At 70.7% G+C, this 25,351-nt stretch carries 23 protein-coding genes, 1 tRNA gene and 1 pseudogene; 19 read left to right on the forward strand and 6 right to left on the reverse strand.

Annotated elements, in window-relative coordinates:
* On the reverse strand, positions 1-328 hold a 328-nt coding region (locus tag G5C60_RS34875), incomplete at its 3' end, for a DUF309 domain-containing protein (RefSeq protein WP_165265308.1).
* 100 nt (positions 329-428) lie between these two features.
* Here G5C60_RS34875 and G5C60_RS34880 point away from each other — a divergent pair.
* The 7 genes from G5C60_RS34880 to G5C60_RS34910 all read left to right on the forward strand — a co-directional run bounded on the left by G5C60_RS34880 (position 429) and on the right by G5C60_RS34910 (position 8,095).
* Positions 429-502: transfer RNA gene (locus G5C60_RS34880), tRNA-Pro, on the forward strand.
* Between the two features lie 1,819 nt (positions 503-2,321).
* Positions 2,322-2,558, forward strand: coding sequence for a hypothetical protein (locus G5C60_RS34885; protein WP_165265310.1), 237 nt, complete (start codon positions 2,322-2,324; stop codon positions 2,556-2,558).
* Entirely contained in the window at positions 2,558-4,822 is a 2,265-nt protein-coding gene (locus G5C60_RS34890) for a heavy metal translocating P-type ATPase (protein WP_165265312.1), read from the forward strand. The genes G5C60_RS34885 and G5C60_RS34890 overlap by 1 nt, the downstream gene beginning before the upstream one ends.
* Positions 4,819-5,337 (forward strand): copper chaperone PCu(A)C, encoded by a 519-nt coding sequence (locus tag G5C60_RS34895; protein WP_165265314.1) that lies wholly within the window; start codon positions 4,819-4,821, stop codon positions 5,335-5,337. Before G5C60_RS34890 ends, G5C60_RS34895 begins: the two co-directional genes overlap by 4 nt.
* 175 nt (positions 5,338-5,512) lie before the next feature.
* Positions 5,513-6,193, forward strand: a complete 681-nt coding sequence (locus tag G5C60_RS34900; RefSeq protein ID WP_165265316.1) for a hypothetical protein — start codon at positions 5,513-5,515, stop codon at positions 6,191-6,193.
* Positions 6,194-6,432: 239 nt separating this feature from the next.
* Complete coding sequence (locus G5C60_RS34905; RefSeq protein ID WP_165265348.1) at positions 6,433-6,999, forward strand: sigma-70 family RNA polymerase sigma factor; 567 nt, start codon at positions 6,433-6,435, stop codon at positions 6,997-6,999.
* Positions 7,000-7,117: 118 nt separating this feature from the next.
* Positions 7,118-8,095, forward strand: a complete 978-nt coding sequence (locus G5C60_RS34910; protein ID WP_165265318.1) for a GlxA family transcriptional regulator — start codon at positions 7,118-7,120, stop codon at positions 8,093-8,095.
* Between the two features lie 18 nt (positions 8,096-8,113).
* Here the strand turns inward: G5C60_RS34910 and G5C60_RS34915 are convergent, their stop codons facing one another.
* Entirely contained in the window at positions 8,114-8,593 is a 480-nt protein-coding gene (locus G5C60_RS34915; RefSeq protein ID WP_165265320.1) for a copper chaperone PCu(A)C domain-containing protein, read from the reverse strand.
* A 143-nt stretch (positions 8,594-8,736) separates the two neighbouring features.
* On the opposite strand from G5C60_RS34915, the gene G5C60_RS34920 reads away from it, so the two are divergent.
* The 3 genes from G5C60_RS34920 to G5C60_RS34930 are packed head-to-tail and all read left to right on the forward strand — an operon-like array spanning position 8,737 to position 11,736.
* Entirely contained in the window at positions 8,737-9,813 is a 1,077-nt protein-coding gene (locus tag G5C60_RS34920; protein WP_165265322.1) for an ABC transporter substrate-binding protein, read from the forward strand.
* A 2-nt stretch (positions 9,814-9,815) separates the two neighbouring features.
* Positions 9,816-10,886, forward strand: coding sequence for an iron chelate uptake ABC transporter family permease subunit (locus tag G5C60_RS34925; protein ID WP_165265324.1), 1,071 nt, complete (start codon positions 9,816-9,818; stop codon positions 10,884-10,886).
* A 25-nt stretch (positions 10,887-10,911) separates the two neighbouring features.
* Positions 10,912-11,736: an ABC transporter ATP-binding protein gene (locus tag G5C60_RS34930; RefSeq protein WP_165265326.1), complete on the forward strand. Its 825-nt coding sequence runs from the start codon at positions 10,912-10,914 to the stop codon at positions 11,734-11,736.
* Between the two features lie 63 nt (positions 11,737-11,799).
* On the opposite strand, the gene G5C60_RS34935 is transcribed toward G5C60_RS34930, so the two are convergent.
* Positions 11,800-12,015, reverse strand: a complete 216-nt coding sequence (locus G5C60_RS34935) for a heavy-metal-associated domain-containing protein (protein WP_165265328.1) — start codon at positions 12,013-12,015, stop codon at positions 11,800-11,802.
* Positions 12,016-12,361: 346 nt separating this feature from the next.
* Here G5C60_RS34935 and G5C60_RS34940 point away from each other — a divergent pair, with 346 nt between their 5' ends.
* From G5C60_RS34940 to G5C60_RS34955, 4 genes are all read left to right on the forward strand, one after another.
* Positions 12,362-13,744: an MFS transporter gene (locus G5C60_RS34940; RefSeq protein WP_165265330.1), complete on the forward strand. Its 1,383-nt coding sequence runs from the start codon at positions 12,362-12,364 to the stop codon at positions 13,742-13,744.
* Positions 13,745-13,763: 19 nt separating this feature from the next.
* The gene (gene asnB / locus G5C60_RS34945; RefSeq protein ID WP_165265332.1) at positions 13,764-15,596 is read left to right on the forward strand and encodes an asparagine synthase (glutamine-hydrolyzing); all 1,833 of its coding nucleotides are present in this window, start codon (positions 13,764-13,766) and stop codon (positions 15,594-15,596) included.
* Between the two features lie 12 nt (positions 15,597-15,608).
* The gene (locus G5C60_RS34950) at positions 15,609-16,883 is read left to right on the forward strand and encodes a cytochrome P450 family protein (protein WP_165265334.1); all 1,275 of its coding nucleotides are present in this window, start codon (positions 15,609-15,611) and stop codon (positions 16,881-16,883) included.
* Between the two features lie 154 nt (positions 16,884-17,037).
* Positions 17,038-17,976, forward strand: a complete 939-nt coding sequence (locus G5C60_RS34955; protein WP_165265336.1) for an L-tyrosine/L-tryptophan isonitrile synthase family protein — start codon at positions 17,038-17,040, stop codon at positions 17,974-17,976.
* Between the two features lie 39 nt (positions 17,977-18,015).
* On the opposite strand, the gene G5C60_RS34960 is transcribed toward G5C60_RS34955, so the two are convergent.
* Together G5C60_RS34960 and G5C60_RS34965 are read right to left on the reverse strand one after the other, a co-directional pair.
* The gene (locus G5C60_RS34960) at positions 18,016-18,450 is read right to left on the reverse strand and encodes a chromate resistance protein ChrB domain-containing protein (RefSeq protein ID WP_165265338.1); all 435 of its coding nucleotides are present in this window, start codon (positions 18,448-18,450) and stop codon (positions 18,016-18,018) included.
* Positions 18,447-19,016 (reverse strand): Chromate resistance protein ChrB, encoded by a 570-nt coding sequence (locus G5C60_RS34965; RefSeq protein WP_206440356.1) that lies wholly within the window; start codon positions 19,014-19,016, stop codon positions 18,447-18,449. Before G5C60_RS34965 ends, G5C60_RS34960 begins: the two co-directional genes overlap by 4 nt.
* A 243-nt stretch (positions 19,017-19,259) precedes the next feature.
* On the opposite strand from G5C60_RS34965, the gene chrA reads away from it, so the two are divergent.
* The 5 genes from chrA to G5C60_RS34990 all read left to right on the forward strand — a co-directional run bounded on the left by chrA (position 19,260) and on the right by G5C60_RS34990 (position 25,060).
* Positions 19,260-20,663: a chromate efflux transporter gene (chrA, locus tag G5C60_RS34970; protein WP_165265340.1), complete on the forward strand. Its 1,404-nt coding sequence runs from the start codon at positions 19,260-19,262 to the stop codon at positions 20,661-20,663.
* 3 nt (positions 20,664-20,666) lie between these two features.
* Entirely contained in the window at positions 20,667-21,359 is a 693-nt protein-coding gene (locus tag G5C60_RS34975; RefSeq protein WP_338146022.1) for an ABC transporter ATP-binding protein, read from the forward strand.
* A 26-nt stretch (positions 21,360-21,385) separates the two neighbouring features.
* Positions 21,386-22,138 carry an ABC transporter permease gene (locus G5C60_RS34980; protein ID WP_338146023.1) on the forward strand — a complete coding sequence of 251 codons (753 nt, stop codon included), beginning with the start codon at positions 21,386-21,388 and terminating at the stop codon, positions 22,136-22,138.
* A 179-nt stretch (positions 22,139-22,317) separates the two neighbouring features.
* The gene (locus G5C60_RS34985; protein ID WP_165265344.1) at positions 22,318-24,810 is read left to right on the forward strand and encodes a 3-keto-alpha-glucoside-1,2-lyase-like domain-containing protein; all 2,493 of its coding nucleotides are present in this window, start codon (positions 22,318-22,320) and stop codon (positions 24,808-24,810) included.
* A gap of 85 nt (positions 24,811-24,895) precedes the next feature.
* Positions 24,896-25,060 carry a hypothetical protein gene (locus G5C60_RS34990; RefSeq protein ID WP_165265346.1) on the forward strand — a complete coding sequence of 55 codons (165 nt, stop codon included), beginning with the start codon at positions 24,896-24,898 and terminating at the stop codon, positions 25,058-25,060.
* A 47-nt stretch (positions 25,061-25,107) separates the two neighbouring features.
* On the opposite strand, the pseudogene G5C60_RS34995 reads toward G5C60_RS34990, so the two are convergent.
* Positions 25,108-25,351: pseudogene (locus G5C60_RS34995) on the reverse strand (hypothetical protein); the annotation flags it as partial.

Raw genomic sequence — 25,351 nt, forward strand, 5'->3', positions numbered from 1 at the left:
GTCGCGCCCCACCCGTGACGTTCCCGCGAGCCGCGTGCGTGAGCCCCACCGCGAGCTGGGCCAGCCCGCGCCACAGGGCCCGCTCCTCCTCCGGCCCCGACTTCCAGGCGTCCTCGAAGACCTCGTGCGCATGGAACGGTTTCCCCGCCTCCAACAGCGCCTGCGCCTCGTCGACGCTCGCTTCAGGCGTGCGTACGACCCCTTCGGGCTGCCGCTCCACCCCGTCGGCCCCGTACGGCAAAGGCCGCCCGAGCCCGTCCCGCGGCCGCGCGCTGCGCGCCCGCCCCTCGGCGTCCCGATCCCGTCCGGCGTCAGAAGTACTACCCATGCGCCGATTGTCCCCCGTCCCACGCCCCCTTCGAAGCAAGCCGGGGGTGTGGGGTAAAGTGCTGTTCGCACGATCACGCGGTCCACCGCGACGGTCGTATCGGGACGTGGCGCAGCTTGGTAGCGCACTTGACTGGGGGTCAAGGGGTCGCAGGTTCAAATCCTGTCGTCCCGACAGCGGAATTCTGCGTTGTCGCAGTTCAGGGGCCATCTTCGGGTGGCCCCTGATGCGTGTTCGGGCGCGGATCGGGAGCCCTCGTCCGCTCCCCGTGCTCCCATCGCTCCCAAGCGACGGGGCGGCGTCAATCGGTGGTTGACCGCGGGTCGCCCGATCCGGTCGAGGTGCGGTTGCTCCCACCGCCGGGGCCTGGTGCTCCCGGCCTTTTCTGGTCAAGGGGGCGAGCTGTTCCCATCCGCTCAAGTGGGGTCGTGGGAAACGCCCTCTGTGCTCTCCAGCAAATGTCCCCTTGGCTGCGAGGGCTCCCGGACCAGGTGGACAACGCATCGAGGTCTTGAACGCTCTCGTGGGTGTCTGTGCAGGTGGGAGGGGTGGCGTCGGGGGTGCGCCCCGCCGTATGTGTCCCCATGGCTGAGGGCAAGGAGTGGTAGGCAGTCGTTGTGCGCCGTAGGTGGCTGGTTTCGGGGCGGGGTGGAAGAGGTGAGGGGCTTTGGTCTGGGGCTGGCCGGTCAGGTGGGCGACCTTGGTGAGGCGGAGGGCGGAGTCGGCTGGCGCTGCTCGTCCGTGGTGCACACGGGTCGCCGCGCATGGCTCCGTCGGGCGGTGGTTTAGCTCAAGAGGCAGGGCATTGACCGCAGGCTCGCGTCCCGGGATGAGCCGCGACCAAGGCCTGATTGAGCTGTACCCCTGCGACAACGGAGATTCAGCGCAAGTGGCGGCCGCCGCGCGTCTGTCGAAGACCGCTTCGATTGAGGGCCGTGACGTTGTGGAGTTCCGTTTCAATGTATAGGCCACCACGCGTTGCCGTGGGTTCGGCGAATTAGCTAACCGCCAGGTCAAACGGGGGTGATCCGAGTTCGGGTCACCCCCGTTCGCGTAGCCGTGGCTGGATTTTGGCTGGATGGGCTGACGCTTCGTCACCTGTCGTCATTCGTCGTTCTCTGCGCGCTGGCTGGATCGCGGCTGGATGCAGCTGAACGGCGAGTCAGTTCGGAGGGGCCGCGCGTATGCCCGCGTGGGCCGAGCGTTTCGGGTAATCGCGTCCTGGGGCCTGGATGGGGCGTACGGCCCTGTGGTCGCCCGGACGGGCCGGTTGGCCGGGTGTTGTGGCGGCCGCGCGGCTGCACTTGGCCGCAGGTTCGAGTCCCGGGCGGGGGACACTGAGGACACCCGGCGGGAGCCACAAAACATGGCTGGTCGTGCACAAGCCGCTGATCTGCATGTTTGCGCCAGGGTGGTGGTGGAGGGGCGATCTCGGCTCGTTCCGGTCGACCCGAGAGTGGGTCGGTGAGTGCTCCAAGCCTTTACGGGCCTCTCGCGCAGGTAGGAATCCCCGACTGGGAGATGGATGGGTGGAAGCGTCCGACTCGGCGTGGTGGGCGATGCGGAGGTCGTGGGCGGAGACTGAGGTTCGTCGTCCGTGCAGGAGGCGGCGACTGCGAGGAGTGCGGCCGCCGCGACGGCGGCGCGAAGTGATCGCCATCGTGGACCCATGGTCTCTTCTTCCTCACAGGCACTCACGGGAACGCGTTCCCAGCCTCGTGGAGACCACCCCCATACGGCAGGGGGTCATCGCCTGCCGGAACCGATGAAGTGCGAGCCATCCGGCAAGTGGATGTGTCAGCAGCCAGCAGCCAGCAGCCGTGCGAGAGCGAGACTGTTCCTCCTGCTGACGTGATGTGCGTACGCTCCGGCCTGCGGCGTGACGCGTGCCACACATTCGAATCGGAACTCCGCCCCAGCCAGACCCGACTCCTGAACCGGTACGGCCCAGAGAAACCGACCCGCGCCGTACGACGCGACCAGGAGACCGGTGATGAAAGAGTCCCAACAACCCTCCTCCGGCGCGGGGTTGACGCTTCGGAAACTGCTGCCCCCGCCCGCGCTCTGCGGCTTCCTCCTGCTGCTGGCGCTCATGTTCGCGGCGTCGTACGCCGTCGGGACTGCCGCAGGGCCCGTCGCACCCGGCATGCATCGCACCGGCACGGGCGGCGATGGAAGCGGCGGAGGCGGTGGCATGGAGGACATGGACATGCGCGGGAGCGGTGGCTGATGAGTACGGAAGCGGCGACCGACCAGGTGCTGACCACTGACGTGACCGTCGGCGGTATGACCTGTGCGGCCTGCGTGCGGCGGGTGGAGAAGCGGCTCGGCAAGCTGGAGGGGGTCACCGCGACGGTCAACCTGGCCACCGGGCGGGCTCGTATCAGCCATCCACCGCACGTCCGCCCCGATGAACTCGTCGCGACCGTCGAGCAGGCCGGGTACACGGCCGCGCTTCCCGAGCCTCCTCGGGCGCGGAAGGGCAAGGACGAGGAGGAGACCGAGACCGAGGACGCCCTGCGGGAGCGTGAGCGGCTCGTGGCCACCGCACTGCTCGCCGTGCCGGTACTCGTGCTGTCGATGGTGCCCGCCTTGCAGTTCCGCAACTGGCAGTGGCTGTGCTTCATGCTGGCCGCGCCGGTCGCGGTGTGGAGTTCGTGGCCGTTTCACGTGCGGGCGCTACGCGGGCTGCGGCACTCGACGGCGACCATGGACACTCTGGTTTCGCTCGGTGTGGTGGCGTCCTTCTCCTGGTCGGCGTACGCGCTCTTCTTCGGCGGAGCGGGCGTGCCCGGGATGCGGATGCCGTTCAGTCTGCTGCCCTCCGCGGAGAACGGTACGGCGCACGTCTACCTGGAGGCGGCTGTCGGGGTGCCGCTGTTCGTGCTGGCCGGGCGGTTCCTGGAGGCGCGGGCGCGGCGGGGGACCGGGACGGCTCTGTGGTCCCTGGCGGGGCTCGCCGCCAAGGAGGTGTCCGTACGGGAGGGTGGGGTCGAACGGCTCGTTTCCATCGAGGAGTTGGGGCTGGGGCAGGTCTTCGCCGTACGGCCCGGCGAGCGGGTCGCCACCGACGGCCAGGTGACGGAGGGAAGCTCCGCCGTGGACCTGTCCCTCGTCACGGGGGAGAGTCGGCCCGTCGAGGTCGGGCCTGGCTCGGCGGTCGTCGGCGGGGCCGTGAACGCCGGCGGGCTGCTGCTTGTGCGCGCCACGGCGATCGGCGCCGATACACAACTCGCCCGTATCACACGGCTGGTGACCGAGGCTCAGGCCGGCAAGGCGAAGGCGCAGCGGCTGGCCGACGCGGTGGCCGGGGTGTTCGTGCCGGTGGTGCTGGCGCTCGCCGTCACCGTCCTCGGCTTCTGGCTCGGCGCCGGAGCCGATCCTCAGGCGGCCGTCACCGCGTGCGTGGCGGTGCTGGTCGTGGCCTGCCCCTGTGCGCTTGGTCTGGCGACGCCGACCGCGCTGATGGCCGCCACCGGTCGCGGTGCCCAACTGGGCGTCCTGGTCAGCGGACCGCAGGCCCTGGAAGCGCTCCAGCACATCGACACCGTCGTACTCGACAAGACCGGCACCCTCACCTCCGGCCACATGACCGTCGCCCGGGTCACCGACGTGCCGGGCGGGCTCGGGCGGGAGGCGGTGCTCCGGCTGGCCGGTGCGGTGGAGCAGGGCTCGGAGCATCCGCTGGGGCGGGCGATCGTCTCGTACGCACGGCGCGCCCAGCCCGGGCGCCCCCTGCCGGACGTGAGCGCGTTCGGCGCCTCGGCGGGCCGGGGAGTCCAGGGCCGGGTAGAGGGCAGGCTGGTCGAGGTCCTCGCTCCGGACGACGAGTTGCCCTCCGCCCTGGCCGACGCCCTCCCGGTGGCGGAGGCCGACGCACACACGCCCGTACTGGTCCGGGTGGACGGTGTCGCCGAGGCGCTGATCGAGATCGGTGACGTGGTGCGGCCCGGCAGTTACCGGGCGGTGGACCGGCTGCGGCGCCTCGGTGTGCACCCGGTGCTCGCCACCGGAGACCGGGAGGCGCCTGCCCAGGCGGTCGCGGCGGAACTGGGCATCGAGGAGGTGCACGCTCGCTGTACCCCCGAGGGCAAGGCCGATCTCGTACGGGAGTTGCGGGAGGACGGCCGCCGGGTCGCGGTCGTCGGGGACGGTGTGAACGACGCCGCGGCGCTGGCCGGGGCCGACCTGGGCATCGCCATGGGCAGCGGGACGGACGTGGCGATCGGGGCCGCCGACGTGACGCTGGTGCGCGGCGACATCGAGGCGCTGGGGGACGCGGTACGGCTCGCCCGGCGCACCCTGGGCACGATCCGCGCCAACCTCCTGTGGGCCTTCGGCTACAACGTCGTGACCGTGCCGCTCGCCATGGTGGGCCTGCTCAATCCGATGGTGGCCGCGGCGGCGATGTCGGTGAGTTCGCTGCTGGTGGTCGGCAACAGCCTGCGACTGCGCGCCTGGCAGCCGTCGCCCGGGCGGGGAAGTACGGGATGACCGGACATGTGTGGCGACCCTCCCGCCGTCGGCTCACCGACTCCCTCCTTGCCGCGCTCGCACCCGTCGCCGCGTGCAGCGTCGCGCTCGGCGGCCTGACCACCTGGGTCGGTTCCGGCAGCGCGGGCATCCCGGCACGGATCGAGGTCACCGCCGGCCGCGTCTTCCTTCCGTACGGCGACAGTCGGGACACCGCCGCGTTCTTCCGGATCTCCAACTCCGGTGATGCAGAGGACCGGTTGGTCGAGGTCACCTCGTCCGCCCTGGGCGGTGACATCGCGCTCAGCCGTCATCGGACGACGGGCGGCGGGGCCGCTTACGGCGAGAGGGTGGACTCGGCCGCAGTCCCGGCCCACGACGTTCTCACCATGACTCCGCACGGTCTGGATGTGACGGTGCGGGCCGGCGCGGGGTGGCGCGCGGGTGATCTCGTGCCGTTCACGCTGCACTTCGAGCGCAGCGGACGGATCAAGATCCTGGCGGTCGTGGTCCGCCCCGGCGAGGGCTCCCTGTGACCGTAGGACTGTGAGGGAGTCACCGTGGTCCTCGACAGAAGTCGGCCCGAACGTCCGTCGAGTTCCAGCCCGATGCCGTGTTCTGAATCACCGGTCCTGGGTTGAGCGAAGGGGCGGGGCATTTGCCGTACTCACGCGTGAGGAACGAACCTCGGATGCAAGGATGAGGCCCGTCATGACTGCTGGGTGGTGCTCTCGCACGGTACGGGCCGCGGTGTTCGCGGCCGTATGCGTGCTGCTTGCCGCCCTCGCGCACGTGATGATGTCCGGCTCCACGGTGCCTTGGTGGGCGATGGCCGCCGGAGCCGTGGCCACGGGCGGTGCGGGTTGGTGCCTGGCCGGTCGTGAGCGCGGACTTCCGCTGATCGTGTCCGTGGTGGTCGTCGCCCAGACCGTACTTCACTCGGCCTTCGAGCTCGCGCGGTCGGCCGCACACCCGGAGACCTCGGGAACGGCTTCGGGGCCGGTCGGCACGGCCACCGTACCGACGGGTTCCATGGACATGGGCTCCATGGGGCACGACATGCGCTCCATGGACATGGGGCACATGGGCGCCGACCCCGTGGCACATCACATGGACGGCACGTCCTCGTTCGGCATGCTGGCCGCACACCTGCTGGCCGCGCTGTTGTGCGGGCTGTGGCTGGCTCACGGTGAGCGCGCCGCGTTCCGCATCCTGCGGGCCGTGGCCGGATGTCTGGCCGCACCACTGAGGCTGGCGCTCGCCCGGCCCACGCCACCGCACCGCCCGCGCATCCGAGTACACCGCAGCCGCTCGGACCGGGCGCCGCGCAGGCTTCTTCTTGTTCACGCGATCACTTCTCGGGGTCCGCCCGCCGGGACCGCTGTCGTCTGAGACAGCCGGCTTCCCCGAGGCCGTCTCCGGGTGTCGTCGACATCCGCGCCTCGGGCGCCGGTCGTGCGCCCCGTACGGCCGGACCTCCATCGCCGGGTCGACGTACGCCCTTCAGGGCCGTATCCGTCACCGGACCGCCGCGCGCCGCGCGTTGCCGCTCCGGATCCCGGTCGACCTGAGAAGGACACCAAGTGATCACTTCCATCCTGCGCACCTCGCGCGAAGAGACCGGCGAGACCATGTCGGTCGACGAGTCGATCACCGCCTGGGCGCTGGCTGCCCGTGGCGGCGACCCGGACGCCGTCGAGCGTTTCGTACGAGCCCTGCACCGCGACGTCGTACGGTACGTCGCCCATCTTTCCGCCGACCCCCAGGCCGCCGACGACCTGGCCCAGGACACGTTCCTGCGGGCCCTCGGCAGCCTGCACCGCTTCGAGGGACGTTCCTCGGCCCGCGCCTGGCTGCTGTCCATCGCGCGCCGCGCGGTGATCGACAGCCTCCGGCATGCCGCCGCCCGGCCACGGCTGAGCGACACCCTGGACTGGCAGATGGCCGTCGAGCTTGCCCAGCCGAGCGAACTGCCCGGCTTCGACGAGGGCATCGCGCTCCTCGATCTGCTGGAGGCCCTGCCCGACGACCGCCGTGAGGCATTCGTTCTCACCCAGCTGCTGGGGCTGCCCTACGCGGAGGCCGCCGAGGTGAGCGACTGTCCCGTCGGGACGGTCCGCTCCCGCGTGGCCCGGGCCCGGGCCACCCTCATCGATCTGCTCACCGAGGCCGACGCGCCGGTCGCGGCAGCGGCCTGAGGAGGAAGGGGGGTCGGTGCCCGCCGCGTGCGCGGGGCACCGCCCCCCTCCGTCTTCGAACCGATCCCGAGCAGACCCGCGCGGGAGATCACGGGACACACGCAGGAGCGAGGTCGTCATGGATCAACTGCCCACGGCGAGTGGACGGCGGAACGCGGTCCTCATCCCTCTCTTCGAGGGGGCTCAGAACCTGGGCGTCTCCGCTGCCGCGGATGTCCTCTCCGCGGCGAACGAGGTGGCGTCGGGCGAGGCCCGATTCCGGTACGAGGTGCTGACCGCCTCCCTCGGCGGCGGCCCGATCCGCATCTCCGGTGGGCTGACGGTCCTGCCGGACGCCGACCTCGCGGACATGGCCGATATCGACACTCTGGTCATACCGAGTGCGGACGGGGTACCGGTCATCGACAGCGGAACCGCCGACGCGCTCGGGGCCCTGGCGCGGCGTGCACGGAGGGTCGCCGCCGTCTGCACAGGAGCGTTCGTCCTTGCCGAGGCCGGTCTCCTCGACGGCCGGAGGGCGGCCACGCACTGGGAGTTCGCCGACGAGCTGGCCCGCCGGTTCCCGGCGGTCGTGGTGGACGCCCGGGACACGGTGGTGCGAGACGGCCCCCTCACGACCTCCGGGGGAGTCGCCTCCGCCCTCGACCTGGCCCTTGCCCTGGTGGAGGACGATCTGGGCCAAGACGTCGCCCAGCGCGTCGCCCGGTCCTTCGTCACGTATCAGCGCAAGCCGGGCGGGCAGGCCCAGTTCGCCGAGCCGCGCGGCCGCGACGCGCACAGCCCGGCAGTGCGGGAGGTACAGCGGCAGATCCTCGCCAACCCCCGAGGGGACCTGTCGATCCGTTCCCTGTCCCACCGAGCCGGGCTCTCCGAACGGCACTTCACCCGACTGTTCCGCGCGGAGGTCGGACTGTCGGCCAGGGAGTACGTCGAGCGTGCCCGGGTGGCCGCCGCGTCCCGCCTGCTGACCGAAACACCCCGCAGCCCGGAGATGATCGCTCGCGAGGCCGGATTCGGCACCGAGGCCACCATGCGCAAGGCGTTCCTGCGACTGCTCCAGGTGTCGCCGCACGAGTATCGGAACCGGTTCTCCTGACCGAGGCCGCCCGACGGCTCATCTCACGGTCACGGGTGCCTGAACCCCGACCATGCCGCTGTAGCGGAACCAGAGGTTGTAGCGCACCTTCTGGCCGGGCTTCAGCGCGGGCGGATCCAGGATCGCCACACCTAGGCCGCCCGGCGCCATGCGCACCGTGCCGCCCGCCGGAACGTCGACGGCCCTGACCCGGTCCGTACTCGCCGACCCGCTCTCGCGCCCCGCAGGACGGATGACGCTGACCCCCAGTTCCGGCGAGTCCGCGTACAACAGCGTGTCCCGTGCGGCGCCCGTGTTGCGGATCTCGAAGTACGCCGCTGTGGAGCCGGCGTTCACCGGCGCGACGATCCGGGCGTCGACGACCGTGATTCTGGGCGGTGGACCGCCGGCCGCGCCGGTCGCGGTGTAGACGACCAGCAGGGCCAGGGCTCCGCAGCAGGCGCCCAGCGGGGCCGCAGCGGACCGCACCGCGCTCTTCAACAGGCTGCTCCGCTTCACACCTCAGGAGTCGTGGCGCGACCTTCCGCGGTTCCCGCTGATCCGGCATCGCAACTCGCAGGAACTCACGCGCGGTCAGCGCCGACTACTGGGGCGGGTGGCAGAGGTCCGCCCGGGTACCGAACGGATTCTGGAGAGTTTCGATGCGTTCTCGCGTGTGGTGGGGTCCGACGGCCGTGGCGCTCGGTCTGCTCGTGGCGGGCTGCGGAAGCGGGGACGGCGATGCTGACAAGGCCGCGGCGGGCGACACCGCCGGGACGTCCGGCTCCGGCGGTTACCCCGCGACTGTCGCCGACTGCATGGGCGCCAAGACCACCTTCTCCGCCGCCCCGAAGAAGATCGTCACCAGCAACGCCTCCAGCCTGGAACTGCTGCTCCGCCTGGGCGCCGGGGACCGGGTGACAGGTACCGGCTTCCCGCCCGGCAAGGGCACCCTGCCCGGTGCGCTGGACACGGAGGCGCAGAAGGTCACGGTTCTGGGCCGGACAGTGATCCCCAAGGAGAAGCTGCTCGGCTCCGGTGCCGACCTGTACATCGACACCTTCGCCTCGATGGACGGCATGGGCGGCGGGATGGGCGACGCGCCGACCGAGGAGGAGTTCAAGGCGGCCGGCATCAAGCACATCTACCTGAAGTCCACCGCCTGCGCGTCGATGAGCAAGGAGCCCGTGGCGGACCTGTCGGCGGTCCAGGACGACATCACCTCGCTCGGTGCGGTCACGGGGACGAGCGCGAAGGCGAAGGAACTCGTCGACGGCATGAAGAAGAAGGTGGACGCGGTCCAGGAAGCCGTCGGCGGCACCGCGGAGAGCGAGCGGCCGACGTACTTCTTCTTCGACTACGACGCCGGCACCAAGCAGCCCACCGTCGTCTGCAACCGCCAGGTCGCCAACGCGGTGATCACCCTGGCGGGCGCCCGCAACGCGTTCGCGGACTGCGACGGCGACTTCAAGCAGGTCGGCTGGGAGGACGTGATCTCCGAGAACCCCGACTGGATCCAGCTTGGAGTACGCGACCGGGGGAGCGAGGCCGCGAACGAGAAGGCGTTCGGCGAGGCCCAGATGTGGCTGGAGGACAATGCGGCCACCAAGGGGCTGAAGGCCGTCAAGGAGGGCAACTTCCTGCGTATCGGCTCCGAGGAGACGACCATCGCCGGGGTCGCGAACGCCGACACGGTCGAGCAGATCGCCAAGACGGTCCACCCGGGCAAGGTCAACTAGCCGTGGTTTCCGTGCTGTCCGCATCCCGCCGAGAGACCGCCGAAGCGCGCACGCTGCCCGCGGGACCGCTGGTGGCCGTCCTCGGTGTCGCGCTTCTCGCGGCGCTCACCGCGGCGGTGTCCTGGGGCTCGACGTCCATCCCGCCCGGCGAGGTGTGGGGCGTGGTGGGGCGGAGGCTGACCGGGGAGGCACTCCGGCCGGGCACGAGCGACCTGATCGTGTGGCAGCTGCGGGTTCCGCGTGCCTTGCTGGCCGCACTCGTCGGCGCCGGGCTGGGAGTGGTGGGCACGGCAGTGCAGGCTCTCGTCCGCAACCCGCTGGCTGATCCGTACCTGTTGGGCATATCCAACGGGGCCTCGCTCGGCGCGGTCGCCGCGATCGTGCTCGGTGCCGGGGCCGGTGGCGTGCTCGGACTCGGGCTGTCGGGCGCGGCGTTCGCGGGCGCCCTGGCGACCTTCGCGCTGGTGTGGGCGGTGGCCCGGCGGGGCGGCGGATTCGCACCGCTGCGGCTGGTGCTGGCCGGGGTGGCGATCGGCCAGTTCTTTTCCGGCTTCACCAGCTATCTCGTGCTCCAGGCCGGCGACGAGCAGCAGACCCACAGCGTGCTGTTCTGGCTCATGGGCAGCCTGAGCGGGGCGACCTGGCAGCTGCTGGCTGTGCCCGCGATCACCGTCCCCGTGGCCCTGCTGCTGCTCCAGGCTCGTGGCCGGGGGCTCAACGCGCTGCTCATGGGCGACGAGACGGCGGCCGGGCTCGGCATCGACGTCGTACGACTGCGCCGGGAGCTGTTCCTGGTGACGAGCGTGCTGACCGGGGTCCTGGTCGCGGTCTCCGGGGCCATCGCCTTCGTCGGCCTGATGGTGCCGCACGCCTGCCGTCTGCTGATCGGTGGAGACCATCGCCGGCTGCTGCCGGTCTCCGCGCTGTTCGGCGCGCTGCTGCTGGTCGTCGTCGACATCGTGTGCCGTACGGCCATGGACACGCAGGAGCTGCCGGTCGGCGTGGTCACCTCCATGATCGGCGCCCCCGCGTTGCTGTATCTGCTGGACCGGCGCCTGGGGAGCGGAAGTTGACGACCGAGGGTCTGGAGAGCGGCAGTTGAGGATCGAGATCGAGGACCTGCACGTCGCGTACGCCGGCCGTACGGTCGTTTCGGGCGCGCATCTGCTCGCGGCCGAGGGCGAGATCACCGGCCTGGTCGGGCCCAACGGCAGCGGCAAATCCACACTCCTGCGCACCGTCTACCGGCACCTGAGGCCAACGGCCGGGCGAGTGCTGCTCGCCGGCAGCGACCTCCGCGACATGTCCCCTGTGCAGACAGCCCGGCATGTGGCCGCTCTGCCGCAAGAGCGGGGCGGTGACTTCGAGCTGACCGTTCGCGAGGTCGTCGCGATGGGCCGTACCCCCTACAAGCGGGCCTTCGCCGGGGAGGACGCCACGGACCGGGACATCGTGGTGCGCGCTCTCGCCGACGTCGGCATGGACGGGCATGCGGGCCGCCGGTTCACGGAGCTGTCCGGCGGCGAACGCCAACGCGTGCTGCTGGCCCGTGCGTTCGCCCAGGAACCGGACGTCCTGGTGCTGGACGAGCCGACGAACCACCTCGACGTACGCCACCAGGTGGAGCTCCTTGCCTTGCTGCGCGCCCACCGTCGTACGACCTTGGTGTCGCTGCACGACCTCAACGCCGCGGCCTCCGTCTGCGACCGCCTGCACGTCCTGAACGACGGCACCGTGGTCGCCTCGGGCCCGGTGCGCGAGGTGCTCACTCCTGCGCTGCTGGCGGAGGTGTTCGGCGTACGGGCGGCCGTCGTCGACCACCCGCTGACCGGCGACCCGTTGATCGCCTTCGACCACCGGGCCCCGGCGGACGGCGTGATGGGCCAGGAGGGACAGGAGACGGCCGCGACGGTGGAGGCGTGAGCCGGTGCCGCAGCCTGTTCGCGGCCGGGTTGCGGCACCCTGCACCGTCCGTGCGTCCGTTCGTCAGACGGAGGCGGGCTCGTCGACGCCGTATCCGGCCTCGACGATGGCGGCACGTACCTGGTCGTCGTCGAGTTCGGTGGCGTGCACCGTGACGACGTTCGACGCGAGGTCGACCACGACGTCGGTGACGCCGGGCACGTCGGAGACTTCTTCGGTGATGCTCGCCGCGCAGTGCTCGCAGCTCATTCCGGTGACGGTGTAGCTCTTCTGGGCCATGAGGTGACTCCTTGGTGCCGACAGGCTCTGGTGGCTTACGGGTTACGGGTTGCGGGTTCGGTGGTTCAGGTGGGGCTCGTCCGCTGCGACGCGGACAGCCGTGTCGCCCCAGTAGTCGGCCGAGTGGAACGGGGAGTTCCCGCGATCCCTGAAGTCCGCGCGTGATCGGTGCGCAGGAGGCAACAAGCGCCACAACGCTCTTGGACATCACCGGGAACTCACCCCCGCCCCTCGCCGACTCATGGGACGAGGCTGCTGTCCGGCAGCCCACCCGCGAGGGGGGAGGGGCGAAGCGGTGACAGACCACGGTCCCCGTTCGGATCGGCCAGGGCACATACCCAAGGCCATGGCCGGAGACGTTCCCGAGGCCGGGGATCGCTGGCTCCTGGTGGCCGTGGCGGGTGCGTTGTCGTTCGTCGCGATGCTCGACATGAACATTGTCAATGTGGCGCTGGCGGACATCTCCCGTGGCCTGAACGTCTCGGCCGCGACCGCTCAGTGGGCGGCACTGGGCTACCAACTGCCGGTCGTGGCCCTGCTGTTGCCCGTCGGCCGCTGGCTGGACGGGACGGGCATGAAGGCCGCGCTGCTGACGGCGACCGGCGGATTCGCGCTGTGCAGCGCCGCCGCGGCCTTCTCGCCCTGGGCGGCCTGGCTGATCGCCGCCCGGATCGCCCAAGGGGCCTTCGGAGCGGCCCTGTTCGTACTGATGCCCGTCCTGGCGATGCGCTCCGTACGACCGGAACTGCGCGGGCGGGCCATGAGCGTCCCGGCGACACTCGGTCCGCTCGGCGCGGTGATCGGACCGGCGGTGGGCGGGATGCTGCTGGACCATCTGGGCTGGCGTTCCGTTTTCCTCGTCAAGATCCCCTTCTGTCTGCTGGCGTTGGCCGTGGCGTGGCGCGTGATGCCGAGGGACGGCGGCCTGCGCCGGCCCGATCGGCGCGCGCCGGCCGACGCGTTGCTTGTGGCCGCGGGGGTGACGGTGTTGCTGCTGGCCCTGACCCTGGCGTCCGACAGCCCGTCGTGGCTGGTGCTCGCGGTCGCGGCGGTACCGCCGCTGTGGTGGTGGCTGCGCGGTCCCGGCGGCCGTCCGGTAACCGGCGCGCTGCGGGCGCCGGGGCTGTACCGGGCGCACGGCGCGGTGTTGTCTCTGGCGGCCGGTTTCGCCGCCATGCACTACGTGATCGCCCTGCACCTCCAGCGGGACGACGGGGTCAGCGCCACCACGACCGGCCTGACCGTGCTCGCCTTTCCGCTCGGTATGGGCCTGGCCGGGCCGCTCGGCGGGCGTCTGGCCGACCGGTACCGTGCCCGCCCGGTGGCGGTCACCGGCGCCGCGCTCACCGCAGCCGGCCTGCTCCTGCTCGTCCCGCTGGGGGAGGACTGGTCGCCGCCGGACGTGGCCTGGCGGCTGGCGCTGGCGGGAGTCGGCATGGGGCTGAACGGCGGCCCGACCCAGGCCCTGGTCATGGGCGCCGCTCCGCCGGATCGGATCGCCACCGTGGGGTCGACGGTCCAGCTCGCCCGCAGTCTCGGCTTCATGCTCGGTCCGGCGCTGGCCACGGCGACCTGGGGGCTGGCGGGGCCAGCGGGCGGTGCACGAGCCGGGCTCGCGTTGGCAGCGGCGGCCGCCTGTCTCGCCGTACCCCTGCTCGCTCTGCCCGCTCGCGGACGTGCCCCAGTGTCCGGCAAGACCTCAGACGCGGCGCCTGCCGCCCACCACTGAACCAGGAGTCGTACTCGACATGTGCGGAATCACCGGCTGGGCGTCCCTTTACCGCGACGCCCGTACCCAGAGCCCCGTCATCGAGGCCATGACCGCCGCCCTCGCCCCGCGTGGCCCGGACGCGGGAGGCGTCTGGCTCGGCGAGCGGGCCGCGATCGGGCACCGGCGTCTGGCCGTCATCGACATCGCGGGCGGTATCCAGCCGATGACCGACCGGCCCGACACGCCGACCGCCGTACTCAGCTACAGCGGCGAGGTGTACAACCACCACGAACTGCGTGCCGAGCTACGGCAGTTGGGGCACGTCTTCCGCACCCGCAGCGACACCGAGGTGGTACTGCGCGCCTACGCCGAATGGGGCGAGGGGCTGGCCGATCACCTGGACGGCATGTTCGCCTTCGCCGTCTGGGACGAGCGTGAGCAGCGGCTGCTGCTGGTCCGGGACCGGCTCGGCGTCAAACCGCTGTTCTGGGCGGCCGTCGACGGGGGAGTGGTCTTCGCGTCCGAACCCAAGGCACTGTTCGCCCATCCGGAGATACGGCCCCGCGTGGACGCGGACGGGCTGCGGGAGGCGTACAGCCTGCTGTTCAACACCGGCCCGACGGTGTGGTCGGGCGTACGGGAGGTCGAACCGGGCGGGCTGCTCGTCCTGGACCGTGACGGCATCCGCGAACGCCGCTACTGGCAGCTGGAAGCCGGAACCCACGGTGACGACCGGGACGCCACGGTCGCCCGCGTCCACGACCTGGTCAGCAGCGCCGCCCGCAGCCAGCTGGAGGCCGACGTACCGCTGTGCAGTCTGCTGTCCGGCGGCATCGACTCCACCGTCCTGACCGCTCTGCTCGCCGACGAACTCCGCCTGCGCGAGGGCCCGGACGCCCGCATCCGCTCCTACGCCGTCGACTACAGCGACCAGGCCGAGCAGTTCACTGGCGACGTGCTGCGCACCGGCCACGACACCCCGTACGCCACCGAGGCGGGAGCTTTCATCGGCACCGACCACAGCACCGTCGTCCTCGACCCGCGCGACCTGTTGGATCCCGAACACCGCAAGGCGGTCGTCGTGGCGCGGGACTCGCCGATCGGCGTCGGCGACATGGACACCTCGCTGTACCTGCTCTTCGGGGAGATACGGCGGCACTCCACCGTCGCGCTGTCCGGCGAGGCGGCGGACGAAGTCTTCGGCGGCTACCCGTGGTTCCACAACCCCAAGGCACTGGCCGCCTCCACCTTCCCCTGGCTGCTGGTCACCGGCGACGAGGCAGCGATGCCACTGAACCCCGAACTCGGCCTGCGGATAGGGGAGTTCCGCGACGACACGTATCGGAGCGCGCTGGCCGCCGTACCGCACCTCGACGACGAAACCCCCGCCGAACACCGGCAGCGCGAGATGCAGCACGTCTCCTTCACCCGCTGGCTGCGTCAGCTCCTGCACCGCAAGGACCGGTTGAGCATGGCCCAGGGCCTGGAGGTCCGCGTCCCGTACTGCGACCACCGCCTCGTCGAGTACGCCTTCACCACCCCGTGGGCCCTGCAGAGCTTCGACGGCCGCGAGAAGAGCCTGCTGCGCGCCGCGGGCACCGGCCTCGCCCCCGACTCCGTACTGCACCGGCCCAAGAACCACTACCCGGCCACCCACCACCCTGACTACAACCGCGGCCTGCAGGACATGGCCCGCGACGCCCTCGGCGCGTACGGCGGCCGGGTCCGCGACCTCGCCGATGAGATGCGCATCAAGCCCTGCCTCGACACCCCGCCCGGTGAGCTGGAGTGGGGCCACCGGCTCCGGTTGGAACGTGTCGTCGACCTCGCCCTGTGGCTGGAGCACTACCAGCCCGAACTAGCCCTTTGAGGAGCCCTGTTCATGACCATCCAGGAACCGCTGCCGGCCGTGGAGCCGGAGACCCTGCCCGATCCGATCCCTGATCCGGTGCCGCTGATGGGCTGCCCGTACAAGACCAACCCCTACCCCCTCTACGAGCGGATGCGTGAGGACGGACCGGTCCACCGCGTCCTCTTTCCGAGCGGGGTCACGGCCTGGCTTGTCACCGGCTACGAGGCCGCGCACTCAGCGCTCAACGACGACCGCCTGGGCAAGAACCACGACCGCGGCAACGACCGCTGGCGCGCCCGCGCCTCGATCATGCCCGAGCCCCAGCACTCCCAGCTCCAGGTCCACCTTCTGCACCAGGACCCGCCCAAGCACACCCGCATGCGGGGCTTCGTGACCGACGCCTTCACCCCGCGCCGCATCGAGCAGCTACGGCCCCGCTGCCAGGAACTGGCCGACGCCCTCGTCGACGCCCTGCCCGAATCCGGCCCCGCCGACCTCGTCGCCGGCTTCGCCGCGCACTTCCCCTTCCAAGTCCTCGCCGAAGTCATCGGCCTCCCGGTGCAGCTGGCTGCCCGCTTCGACCGCGACTGGGGCAAGGTGGTCCAGCCGGTCGGACCCACCGACCCCGGACGCCCGATGTACGAGGCCCGGCTGCTCGGCCTGCAGCGCTACATCGCCGAGGTCGTCGCCCATAAGCGCGAACACTCGGACGACGCCCTCCTCAGCCGCCTCGTAGCCGCCCGCGACCGCGACGAACTATCCCAGGAAGAGCTGGACTCCATGATCTTCCAGCTCCTCGTCGCCGGCCAGGAACCGGTCACCAACCAGATCACCACCGCCCTGATCGCCCTGTTCCGCAACCCCGACCAGCTCGCCCGGCTGCGCGACAACCCGAATCTCCTGCCGCGAGCGGTCGAGGAGCTCTTCCGCTACGACAGCGCCTTCGAACTCACCACCTGGCGCTTCCTCGCCCAGGACAGCGATCTGCACGGCACCGAAGTCCCGGCCGGTGACTCAGTGATCGTCTCGCTGTGCGCCGCCAACCGCGACCCGCACCGCTTCACCGCCCCCGACACCCTCAACCTCGACCGCAGCCCCAACCCCCACCTCGCCTTCGGCCATGGCATCCACTTCTGCCCCGGTGCGGCCCTCGCCCGCGCCGAACTCCAGACCGCGCTCGGCACCCTGCTCACCCGGCTGCCCGGCCTGCACCTCGCCATCACGGACGACGACATCGAATGGATTCCGTCCGTCCTCGGCCGCGGCACCAACCACCTGCCGGTCGGCTACGACCGACGCCTCTGACCCCACCTCGTATCCGGCCACCGGGTCCGGCCACCCCGTAGCCGCCCGACCCGGCCCCGGCTGACCCACCCCACCTGACTGACGGCGCCAGGCGTCCCGCCACGGCGCCATCCCGCCATGCCCTCATGCCCTTATGTCTTCCCGGAGGAACGACATGCCGATGACGACCGCGCCTGATGCCCTCCCCACGAGCATCAGCGTCTCGATCCTGAACCTGCTCCTGCCACATCACCGCACGACAGACCGCACACCCACCCCCGTACCCGCGGAGGCGTTCCCCCTCCAACTGCGCCAGATAGCCGACTTCGTCCGTGACGGCGCCCCCATCGTCTTCACCCTGCCCGGCTTCCCCTGCAAGTCCCCAAACCTGGCCAAGGTCCTGGGCCACCTCCCCGACCAGGGCGAACGCCTCTCCCTCCGCTTTTTGGACACCCTGTGCCGGGAGATCGAGCGGATCTACCCACCCGGGGCCCGGGTCGTCATCTGCTCCGACGGCCACGTCTTCGGTGACCTCATCCGCGTCCCAGACGATCACATCGACGCCTACGCCGACGAACTGCGCGTACTCATTGGACAATTGGGCGTTGCACGACTGTCCGTCTTCGACCTGCGTGACGTGCTCGGCGATCTCTCGCACGACACGAAACGGGCCCACGTCCACGAGCAGTACGCTCCGACGGTGGAGGCCCTGCGCGCCGAGGTCCGCGCCGACGACTACACCCTCGCCCTGTACCGGGGCGTCACCCGCTTCCTCGTCGAGGACACCGCCGACTTCCCCGGCACCCGCTCCGCCCTCCAACGCGAGTGCCGGCAGCGCGCGTACGGCGTCATCCAGCGCAGCCGCGCCTGGGGCGACCTGATCGCCAACCACCACCCCCGCTCCGTACGCCTGTCCATCCACCCTCAGCCCAGCGGCACCCCCAAGTTCGGCATCCGCCTCCTCGACGCCCCCGACGCCTGGACCACCCCTTGGCACTCGGCGGCCTTGCGCCGCGCCGACGGCACCTGGACCCTCTTGCCCCGCGCCACAGCCGCCCGGAAGGGCCGTCTGATCCATCGCGACGGCAGACCCAGCCACTTCGCACAGAACTGAGCGGACCGGCCGAACCAAGCGTGCTGGGGATGTGTTCCGTCAGGCCGGTTCGCGGCCGAGGAGGGTGGCGCGTTGGTAGTACTCGTACAGGCCGTCGAAGAGCGGCTTGGTGACGGTCAGGGTGTGGCCGTCGTCGCCGATCATGGACAGGCCGCGCAGGACGACGTCGAGGCCGGGGGCTTCGGGGGCGTGGAAGCGTTCGTCGTCGAGGTCGGCTTCGTGGACGATCTCGGCGATGCGGTTGAGGGCGGGGTCGGTGGTGAGCTCATAGCGGCGCAGGATGGTCTCGAAGCTGCAGTCGCCGTGGTGGTGGCCGAGTTCGACGCCGCGCATGTCGAAGGGCGTGGCGTCGGTGGGGACTTCGGCCGGGTCGGTGACGAACACGAACTCGGCCGTCGGGTCGACGAAGCGGCGGATCAGCCAAGCGCAAGCGGCGCGGTCGATGTGGATGCCGGCGCGGGTGGCCCACTTCATGCGGAGTGCTCCTCGGTGTTGGGCTCAGCGGATGCAGGGCTGGATCCGGTACCGGATGGGGACTCCGGCCCGGTGCCGGCGGGGTGCAGGGCCTCCACCGCGGTTTCCGCGGTGCGGCGTTGCGGTGGGGGGAAGTAGTCGCGGCGCTGGATGCGGCGCAGTTCGGCGCGGAGCCTGCGCAGGGCGCGTTGGCGTTCGTCGTCCGGCTGATGCCGGGCTTCCTCCACCTGGGTCCGTACCTGTTCGTACTCGGCGGCGCGGGCGTTGGCCATGGTCTGGGCGAGTCGGCGTTCCTCGGCGACGGCGGCCGGGTGGGCGATCCACAGGGTGGCGGTGCCGCCGAAGTCGGTGATCTCTTCGGCGATCCACTCCAGTTGCTCGCGGGTGCGGGCGTCGGCGGGCAGGGCGATCAGGCCGTCGCTGATCTGGGCGACGCCGAGCCGCTTGAGCTTGCGCCAGACGGTGATGCGCGGGGTCGAAGGTTCGCGGGGGAGGCGGTAGGACAGCAGCACCCACTGGCCCGTACCGCTGGGTGCGGCCGGTTCCGGGCGGTCGTGGTCGGTCACGTGGTGGGTCCTGAGCGGCGGCGTTTTCCCGTCGCCGGGAGCGTACGGCGCCGGGTCAGCCTGGTTGTGGCCGGCAGCCGCAACGAACTGTTCACGTTCACCGGAACCTGGCTCCCTTCCTCCACCCGACATCATCATGTAACCATGGTTGCACTCCAGGGAAAGCGGATGGCGGCCGTCCACTGGCGTACCCGCCCAGCCCCTGGATCTTGCTCATGGACCCATGGACGGAGAGCTCCGCGGATGACCGCCACCGACCGCCCTGCCTCCCAGCTGCCGCAGAGTGAGCCCGAGCGCGGTGATCTCATACCGTTCCGCCAGGCCCTTCGGACCTGGTTCGGCATCTCGCTGCAGACCTTCGGCGGTCCGGCCGGGCAGATCGCGGTGATGCAGCGGACGTTGGTGGAGGAGAAGCGCTGGATCGGGCAGCAGCGCTTCAACCACGCCCTGAGCTACTGCATGCTGCTGCCCGGACCCGAGGCGCAGCAGTTGGCGATCTACACCGGCTGGCTGCTGAACGGCACCCGGGGTGGCCTGGCCGCCGGCACCCTGTTCGTGCTCCCGGGGGTCGTGGCGCTGCTCGCGCTGTCCGCGCTGTACGTCGGCCTCGGTACTACCACCGCGGTCACCGGACTGTTCGCCGGGCTCGCCCCCGCCGTGGTGGCCATCGTCGCCCAGGCGGTGTGGCGGGTCGGCCGCCGCTCGCTCACGCACCCGCTGCTGGTGGGGCTCGCGGTGGCCTCCTTCGCCGCGCTGGCCCTGTTCCAGGTGCCGTTCCCGGTGGTGATCGTCGTCGCCGGGGCGGCCGGGTGGTTGATCGCCCGCTGGGCCCCCAGTGTCTTCAAGCCCGCCAAGCATGATTCCGGCGATGGCGGATCGGCCCCGCTGATCCGCGACGACGCTCTGCATCATGAGCGGCCCAGCCGCCGTCGCACGGTGCGCATCCTGCTGGCCGGCCTGCTGCTGTGGGCGGTCCCGGTGGCGGCCGTCGCCGTACTCACCGGCACCGGGAGCGTGTTCACCACTCAGGGCCTGTTCTTCTCCGGCACCGCTCTGGTGACCTTCGGCGGGGCGTACGCGGTCCTCGCCTACGTCGCCCAGCAGGCCGTGCAGACGTACGGCTGGCTGAGCGCGGGGGAGATGGTGCGTGGCCTGGCGCTGGCGGAGACCACACCGGGACCGCTGATCATGGTGGTGCAGTTCGTCGCCTTCCTGGGGGCCTACCGGGACCCCGGCTCGCTCAACCCGTGGGCGGCGGCCCTGCTCGGGGCGCTGCTGACCACCTGGGTCACCTTCGTGCCGTGTTTCGTGTTCATCTTCCTCGGCGCCCCCTACATCGAGCGGCTGCGCGGCAACCGGCACGTCTCCTCGGCGCTGAGCGGCATCACCGCCGCGATCGTCGGCGTCATCGCCAACCTCGCGCTGTACTTCGCCGAACACACCCTCTTCACCACCGTGGACGACCACACGGTTGGCCCGCTGCACCTCGCCGTGCCGGACTTCACCACTTTCCGCCCCGTCGCCCTCGGTATCGCGCTGGTCGCCGTCGTCCTGATCTTCCGGGTGCGCTGGAGCGTCCTGCGCACCCTGGGCGTGTGCGCCGGCCTCGGTCTGGTGGCCGCACTGGCCGGGCTGACCGGAAGCTGATCCGTGTTGTTCTCCGAGGAGGCGAGTGGCGTCCTCGCACTGGAGGGGGTGACGGTGCGGCGTGCGTCCGCACTGCTGCTTGACGAGGTGACCTGCCAGGTGCCCGCAGGCGCGTGCACGGTGCTGGTCGGACCGTCCGGGGCGGGAAAGTCCACCCTGCTGCGGCTCCTGAACCGCTTCGAGGAGCCCACTGCCGGCGTCGTGAACTATCAGGGCCGCCCGTTGCCTACCTGGGATGTACTCGCCTTGCGGCGGGAGGTCTTGCTGGTCGCGCAGCGGCCGGTGCTGCTGACCGACCGGATCCTTGACGAACTGCGCGTCGGTCGTCCCGAGCTGACCGAGGCCGAAGCAGTCGCGCTGCTCGGGCGCTTGGGCCTCTCCGCAGGGGCAATCGGCCGGTCGACCTCCGGCCTTTCCGACGGCGAGGCACAACGGGTATGCCTGGCACGGGCGTTGGCCGTCGCGCCCCGCGTGCTGCTACTGGATGAGCCGACCTCCGCGCTGGACGCATACGCCACGAAGGCGGTGGAGACCGTGATCGGTGAACTGGTGGCCGACGGGATCTCCGTGGTGGTGGTCAGTCACGACAGGGCGCAGGTGCGGCGGATCGCCGACCAGGTCCTCGTCCTGGAGGCCGGACGGCTGATCGCCTCCGGCTCCGCCGACCGGATCGCCTGTCCGGGGGAGGGCATGTGAACGCGGCGGTCCCAGGCTGGGCGGGAGTGACCGCGTCCGTGACTCTGGTTGCGCTCACTGCGGTCGTGGCCTGGCGCCGCCGCCTGCACCTGGGGCGTGAGATCACCCTCGCCGCCGCACGAGCCGGTATCCAACTGGCCGCAGTCGGAGCGATCCTGCTTCTGGTCTTCGAGCACACCGGCCTGGCCGGTGCCTTCGGATGGCTCGCCGCGATGACGCTTGTCGCCGGTCAGGTCGCGGGGCGCCGCGCCCATGGCCTGCCCCGCGCACGGTTCACCGCCACCGCGGCCGTCGCCGTCGGCACCGCGGCCACTGTGGGAGTCCTCCTCGTCCTTGACGTCATCGCGGCGCAGCCCAGAGTCGTCATCCCGGTGGGCGGCATGGTCGTCTCCGGCGCGATGCAGGTCACCGCGCTCGTACTGATACGGCTGCGCGACGAGGCCCGCACCATGCGCCTCCAGGTCGAGGCCCGCCTCGCACTCGGCTACTCCGCCGCCGACGCCTTCGCCCCGCAACTGCGTTCGGCGCTGCGCACCGCCCTCGTCCCCGTCATCGACTCCACCAAGACCGTCGGACTGATCAGCCTGCCCGGCGCGATGACCGGGCTCATCCTGGCCGGCGTCGACCCGCTCACAGCGATCCGCTACCAGATCGTCGTGATGTACATGCTGCTGACCGCCTCGGCTCTCGCCGTCCTGACCGCGGCCCGCCTCACCGAACGGGTCCTCTTCGACGACGCCCACCGCTTGCGCCCTCTCCCCGATCGGTCACCGATCTGACGGCTTTCGACTGCCGATGAGGAATACGCCCTTGTAATTCCGTCGAATCATTGACGGCCCTCACTCGGAGGACTAAACCGATGGGCCAGTCGCGTCGCTGCGAACGCCCTTCCTGCCGAGGATAGTGAAAGTCCTACGATCGAAAGAATCCTGCACGAAAACAGAAGAAGGAGCCGATCATGCCGACCAGCCTTGCTCCGCAGTCCACCGACTTCTCCCTGGATGTGATGGGCCGGTACGTATGCAACGGCCTCGACGAAGCTCTGGCCAGCACCGACACGGCCAGTCACGCGGACGCGCGTCCCTTCGACCTGATCGTGCTGGGCGGCGGCAGTTTCGGCGCGGTTCTCGCCAGTCACCTGTTCTTCAACGACATTTCGCGCGCCCACCGCATTCTCGTTCTGGAAGCCGGTCCCATGGTGCTCCCGGAACACACACAGAACCTTCCGCCCCAATTGAATCCCGCCGAGGTGTGGGGCGTTCCCTGGAATTCCGACAGTCCACAGGCGTGGAATCGGCGATTCCCCGGTCTCGCGTTCTGTCCGGGCGGGCGGTCGCTGTTCTGGGGCGGCTGGTCGCCGTACTTCATCGACACCGAACTGGACGGCTGGCCCAAGGCCGTGACCGACGACCTCACCACCCCGGCCGTCCCGGTCCACAGCCCCACGCGCTCGTACCTGGATGCGGCCGCCGAGCAGATCGGCACCGACCAGACCAATGACTTCGTCTACGGACCGCTCCACGAGGCGCTGCGAGACCGGCTGTTCGACGGTCTGCGGGCGCGCCCTGGCGGCCAGACCGCGCTGGTCGGCAATCGCGGTACGCCGATGAACGGGACTCAGCCGAGGCAGCAGCTCGAGCGCGAGCTCGACGCCCCGCTCGCGGTGCAGTCGGCGCCCCCGCGCCCCGGGTTCTTCCCGTTCAACAAGTTCAACGGCGTGCAACTGCTGATCCGTGCGGCCCGGTTGGCCCAGGCGGAGGCGGAGCAGAGCGCGGTGGGCGGGCCCGCCGAGCGGGACGTGAAGAAGCGCCTGATGCTCGTCGACAACACCAAGGTCATCCGGCTGGAACGCCAGGGCGGCCACATTACGCGGGTGTTCACCAACAAGGGCACGGTCGACGTCCCCTCCGGCGGACACGTCGTCCTCGCCCTCGGGACCGTGGAGAGCACCCGGCTCGCGCTGGCCACCCTGCCCAACGCGCGCGGGCTGATCGGCCGCAACCTCATGGCGCACCTGCGCTCCAACGTCACGATCCGGCTGCCCCGAGCCTCCCTGGACAAGGCCCTCGCGGGTATCCAGGAACTCGCCGTCTCCGCCCTCTTCGTCAAGGGCGTCCACGCCCACGCCGACCAGAGCACCGGGCACTTCCACGTCCAGATCACGGCCTCCGGTGTGGGTGCGATGGGCTCCGACTCCGAGGCCGAGCTGTTCAAGAAGATCCCCGATCTCGACACCATCGACCGTTTCCGTGAGCTGACGGACGAGTGGGTCATCGTGACCCTGCGCGGCATCGGAGAGATGACCGGCGACAAGACCTCCGCCAACCCGCAGAACCGGATCACCCTGGATCACCAGGGCCCGCAAGGACCATACGACTACGGTCAGCCCAGGGCCCTGGTCCGGCTGGAGGCCCAGGACCCGGCCGACCCGGCCGGGCGCAACCTCGCCCTCTGGGACGCCATGGACCGGGCCACCGACGAGGTCGCGCTGATCCTCGCAGGCGGCGGACCGGTCCAGTACCTGGGCAGTGGAGGCTGGCAGAACACCCCGCCCGCGCTGAGCGCCCGCCGGGACACGCTCTCCTCCACGCATCACGAGAGCGGCACGTTGTGGATGGGAGAAGACCCCTCGTCCTCGGTGACGGACGTCTGGGGCCGCCTGCACGAGAGCGACAACCTCCACGCCGTCGGCCCCGCCGTGCTCCCGACCATCGGCTCGCCGAACCCCATGCTCTCCGGAGTCGCCCTCGCCCGCCGCACCGGCGACCACGTCGTGCCCGCACCTCAACCCCCGGCTCCGGAAACCGGGTTCCGGTATCTCCTCGACGGGACCGACAAGACCTTCAGCCTCTGGCGCGGCGTCGGCAGCGGTGCCTTCGCCCTCGTCGACGGGGCCATCGTCCCGCAGCCCGCGGGCGGCGGGCTCGGGCTGCTCTACTACGCCCGCCAGCCGTTCAGCGACTTCGTCCTGCGCCTGCAGTTCCGTGTCGGATCCGTCCAGGACAACTCCGGGATCTTCGCCCGCTCCCGGGCCCCCCACCGCCCCGTCCCCGACCGGACCGACCCCGCCAAGCTGCACCCGTACGCGAACCAGGCGTGGGTCGCAGTCCACACGGGATTCGAGGTGCAGTTCGATGACACGGCGGCACCCGACGGACTGGACAAGCACCGCACCGGCGCGATCTACGACATCGACACCGGCGCTGTCCCCGGCGGCCAGTCCTACCAGCGACCGGCCCCATTGCTGCCCGGCCAGTGGACGGACTGCGAGATCGAGGTCCGCGGCGACACCTACACGGTGCGCCTGAACGGCACCCAGACCACGGCGTTCACCAACACCGACAGCTGGCGCGGCAAGCCCGCCACCGCCGACCCGGCATCAGGCTTCATCGGGCTGCAGGCCCACACCGGGAAGGTCGGGTTCAGGAACATCAGGATCAAGGAGCTGTGACCAAGGAGCTGTGATCAAAGGCGTGGCCCCGCCGGGCAACTGATCCGGCGGGGCCACGGGGCCATCGGGTCAGGTACCGGTCAGCGTGTCCAGTGTCATGGCCACCAACTGGACCTCCAGAGCTGCCATGATCCTCGGCCTGCTGGTGGGTCTGCTCGAAGGGGACTGGCCACCGTGTTCGGAGCAGTCGGTTGTCGCCTTCCTCGACGACGGTAAGCGGCTTGTGATGTGGGGCGGATGTGGTTGGTGACGGCTGGGGCGGCACCAGTCGGCGCCGTCCCAGCCGTCTCGGGACGATCAGGCGGTGGTGCGGAAGGGGCCGGTGACCTCGTAGGTGATGCCGCCGGAGGAGCTGCCGGTGACGTTGTCCACGCCGGTCAGCGGTGCGGTGCCGCCTGTGACGAGGCTGTCGTTGTAGGCCAGTTCGTAGGTGCTGTTGAGCAGGTTGAGCTGCCAGACGCGGTTGTCGCCCTTGGTGGTGAACCAGACGGTGTCGCCGGCGTAGTGGCAGCCCTCGCCGCCGTTGAAGATCTTGGCGCTG

Source organism: Streptomyces scabichelini, assembly GCF_011045015.1.
GTDB classification, from domain to species: domain Bacteria; phylum Actinomycetota; class Actinomycetes; order Streptomycetales; family Streptomycetaceae; genus Streptomyces; species Streptomyces scabichelini.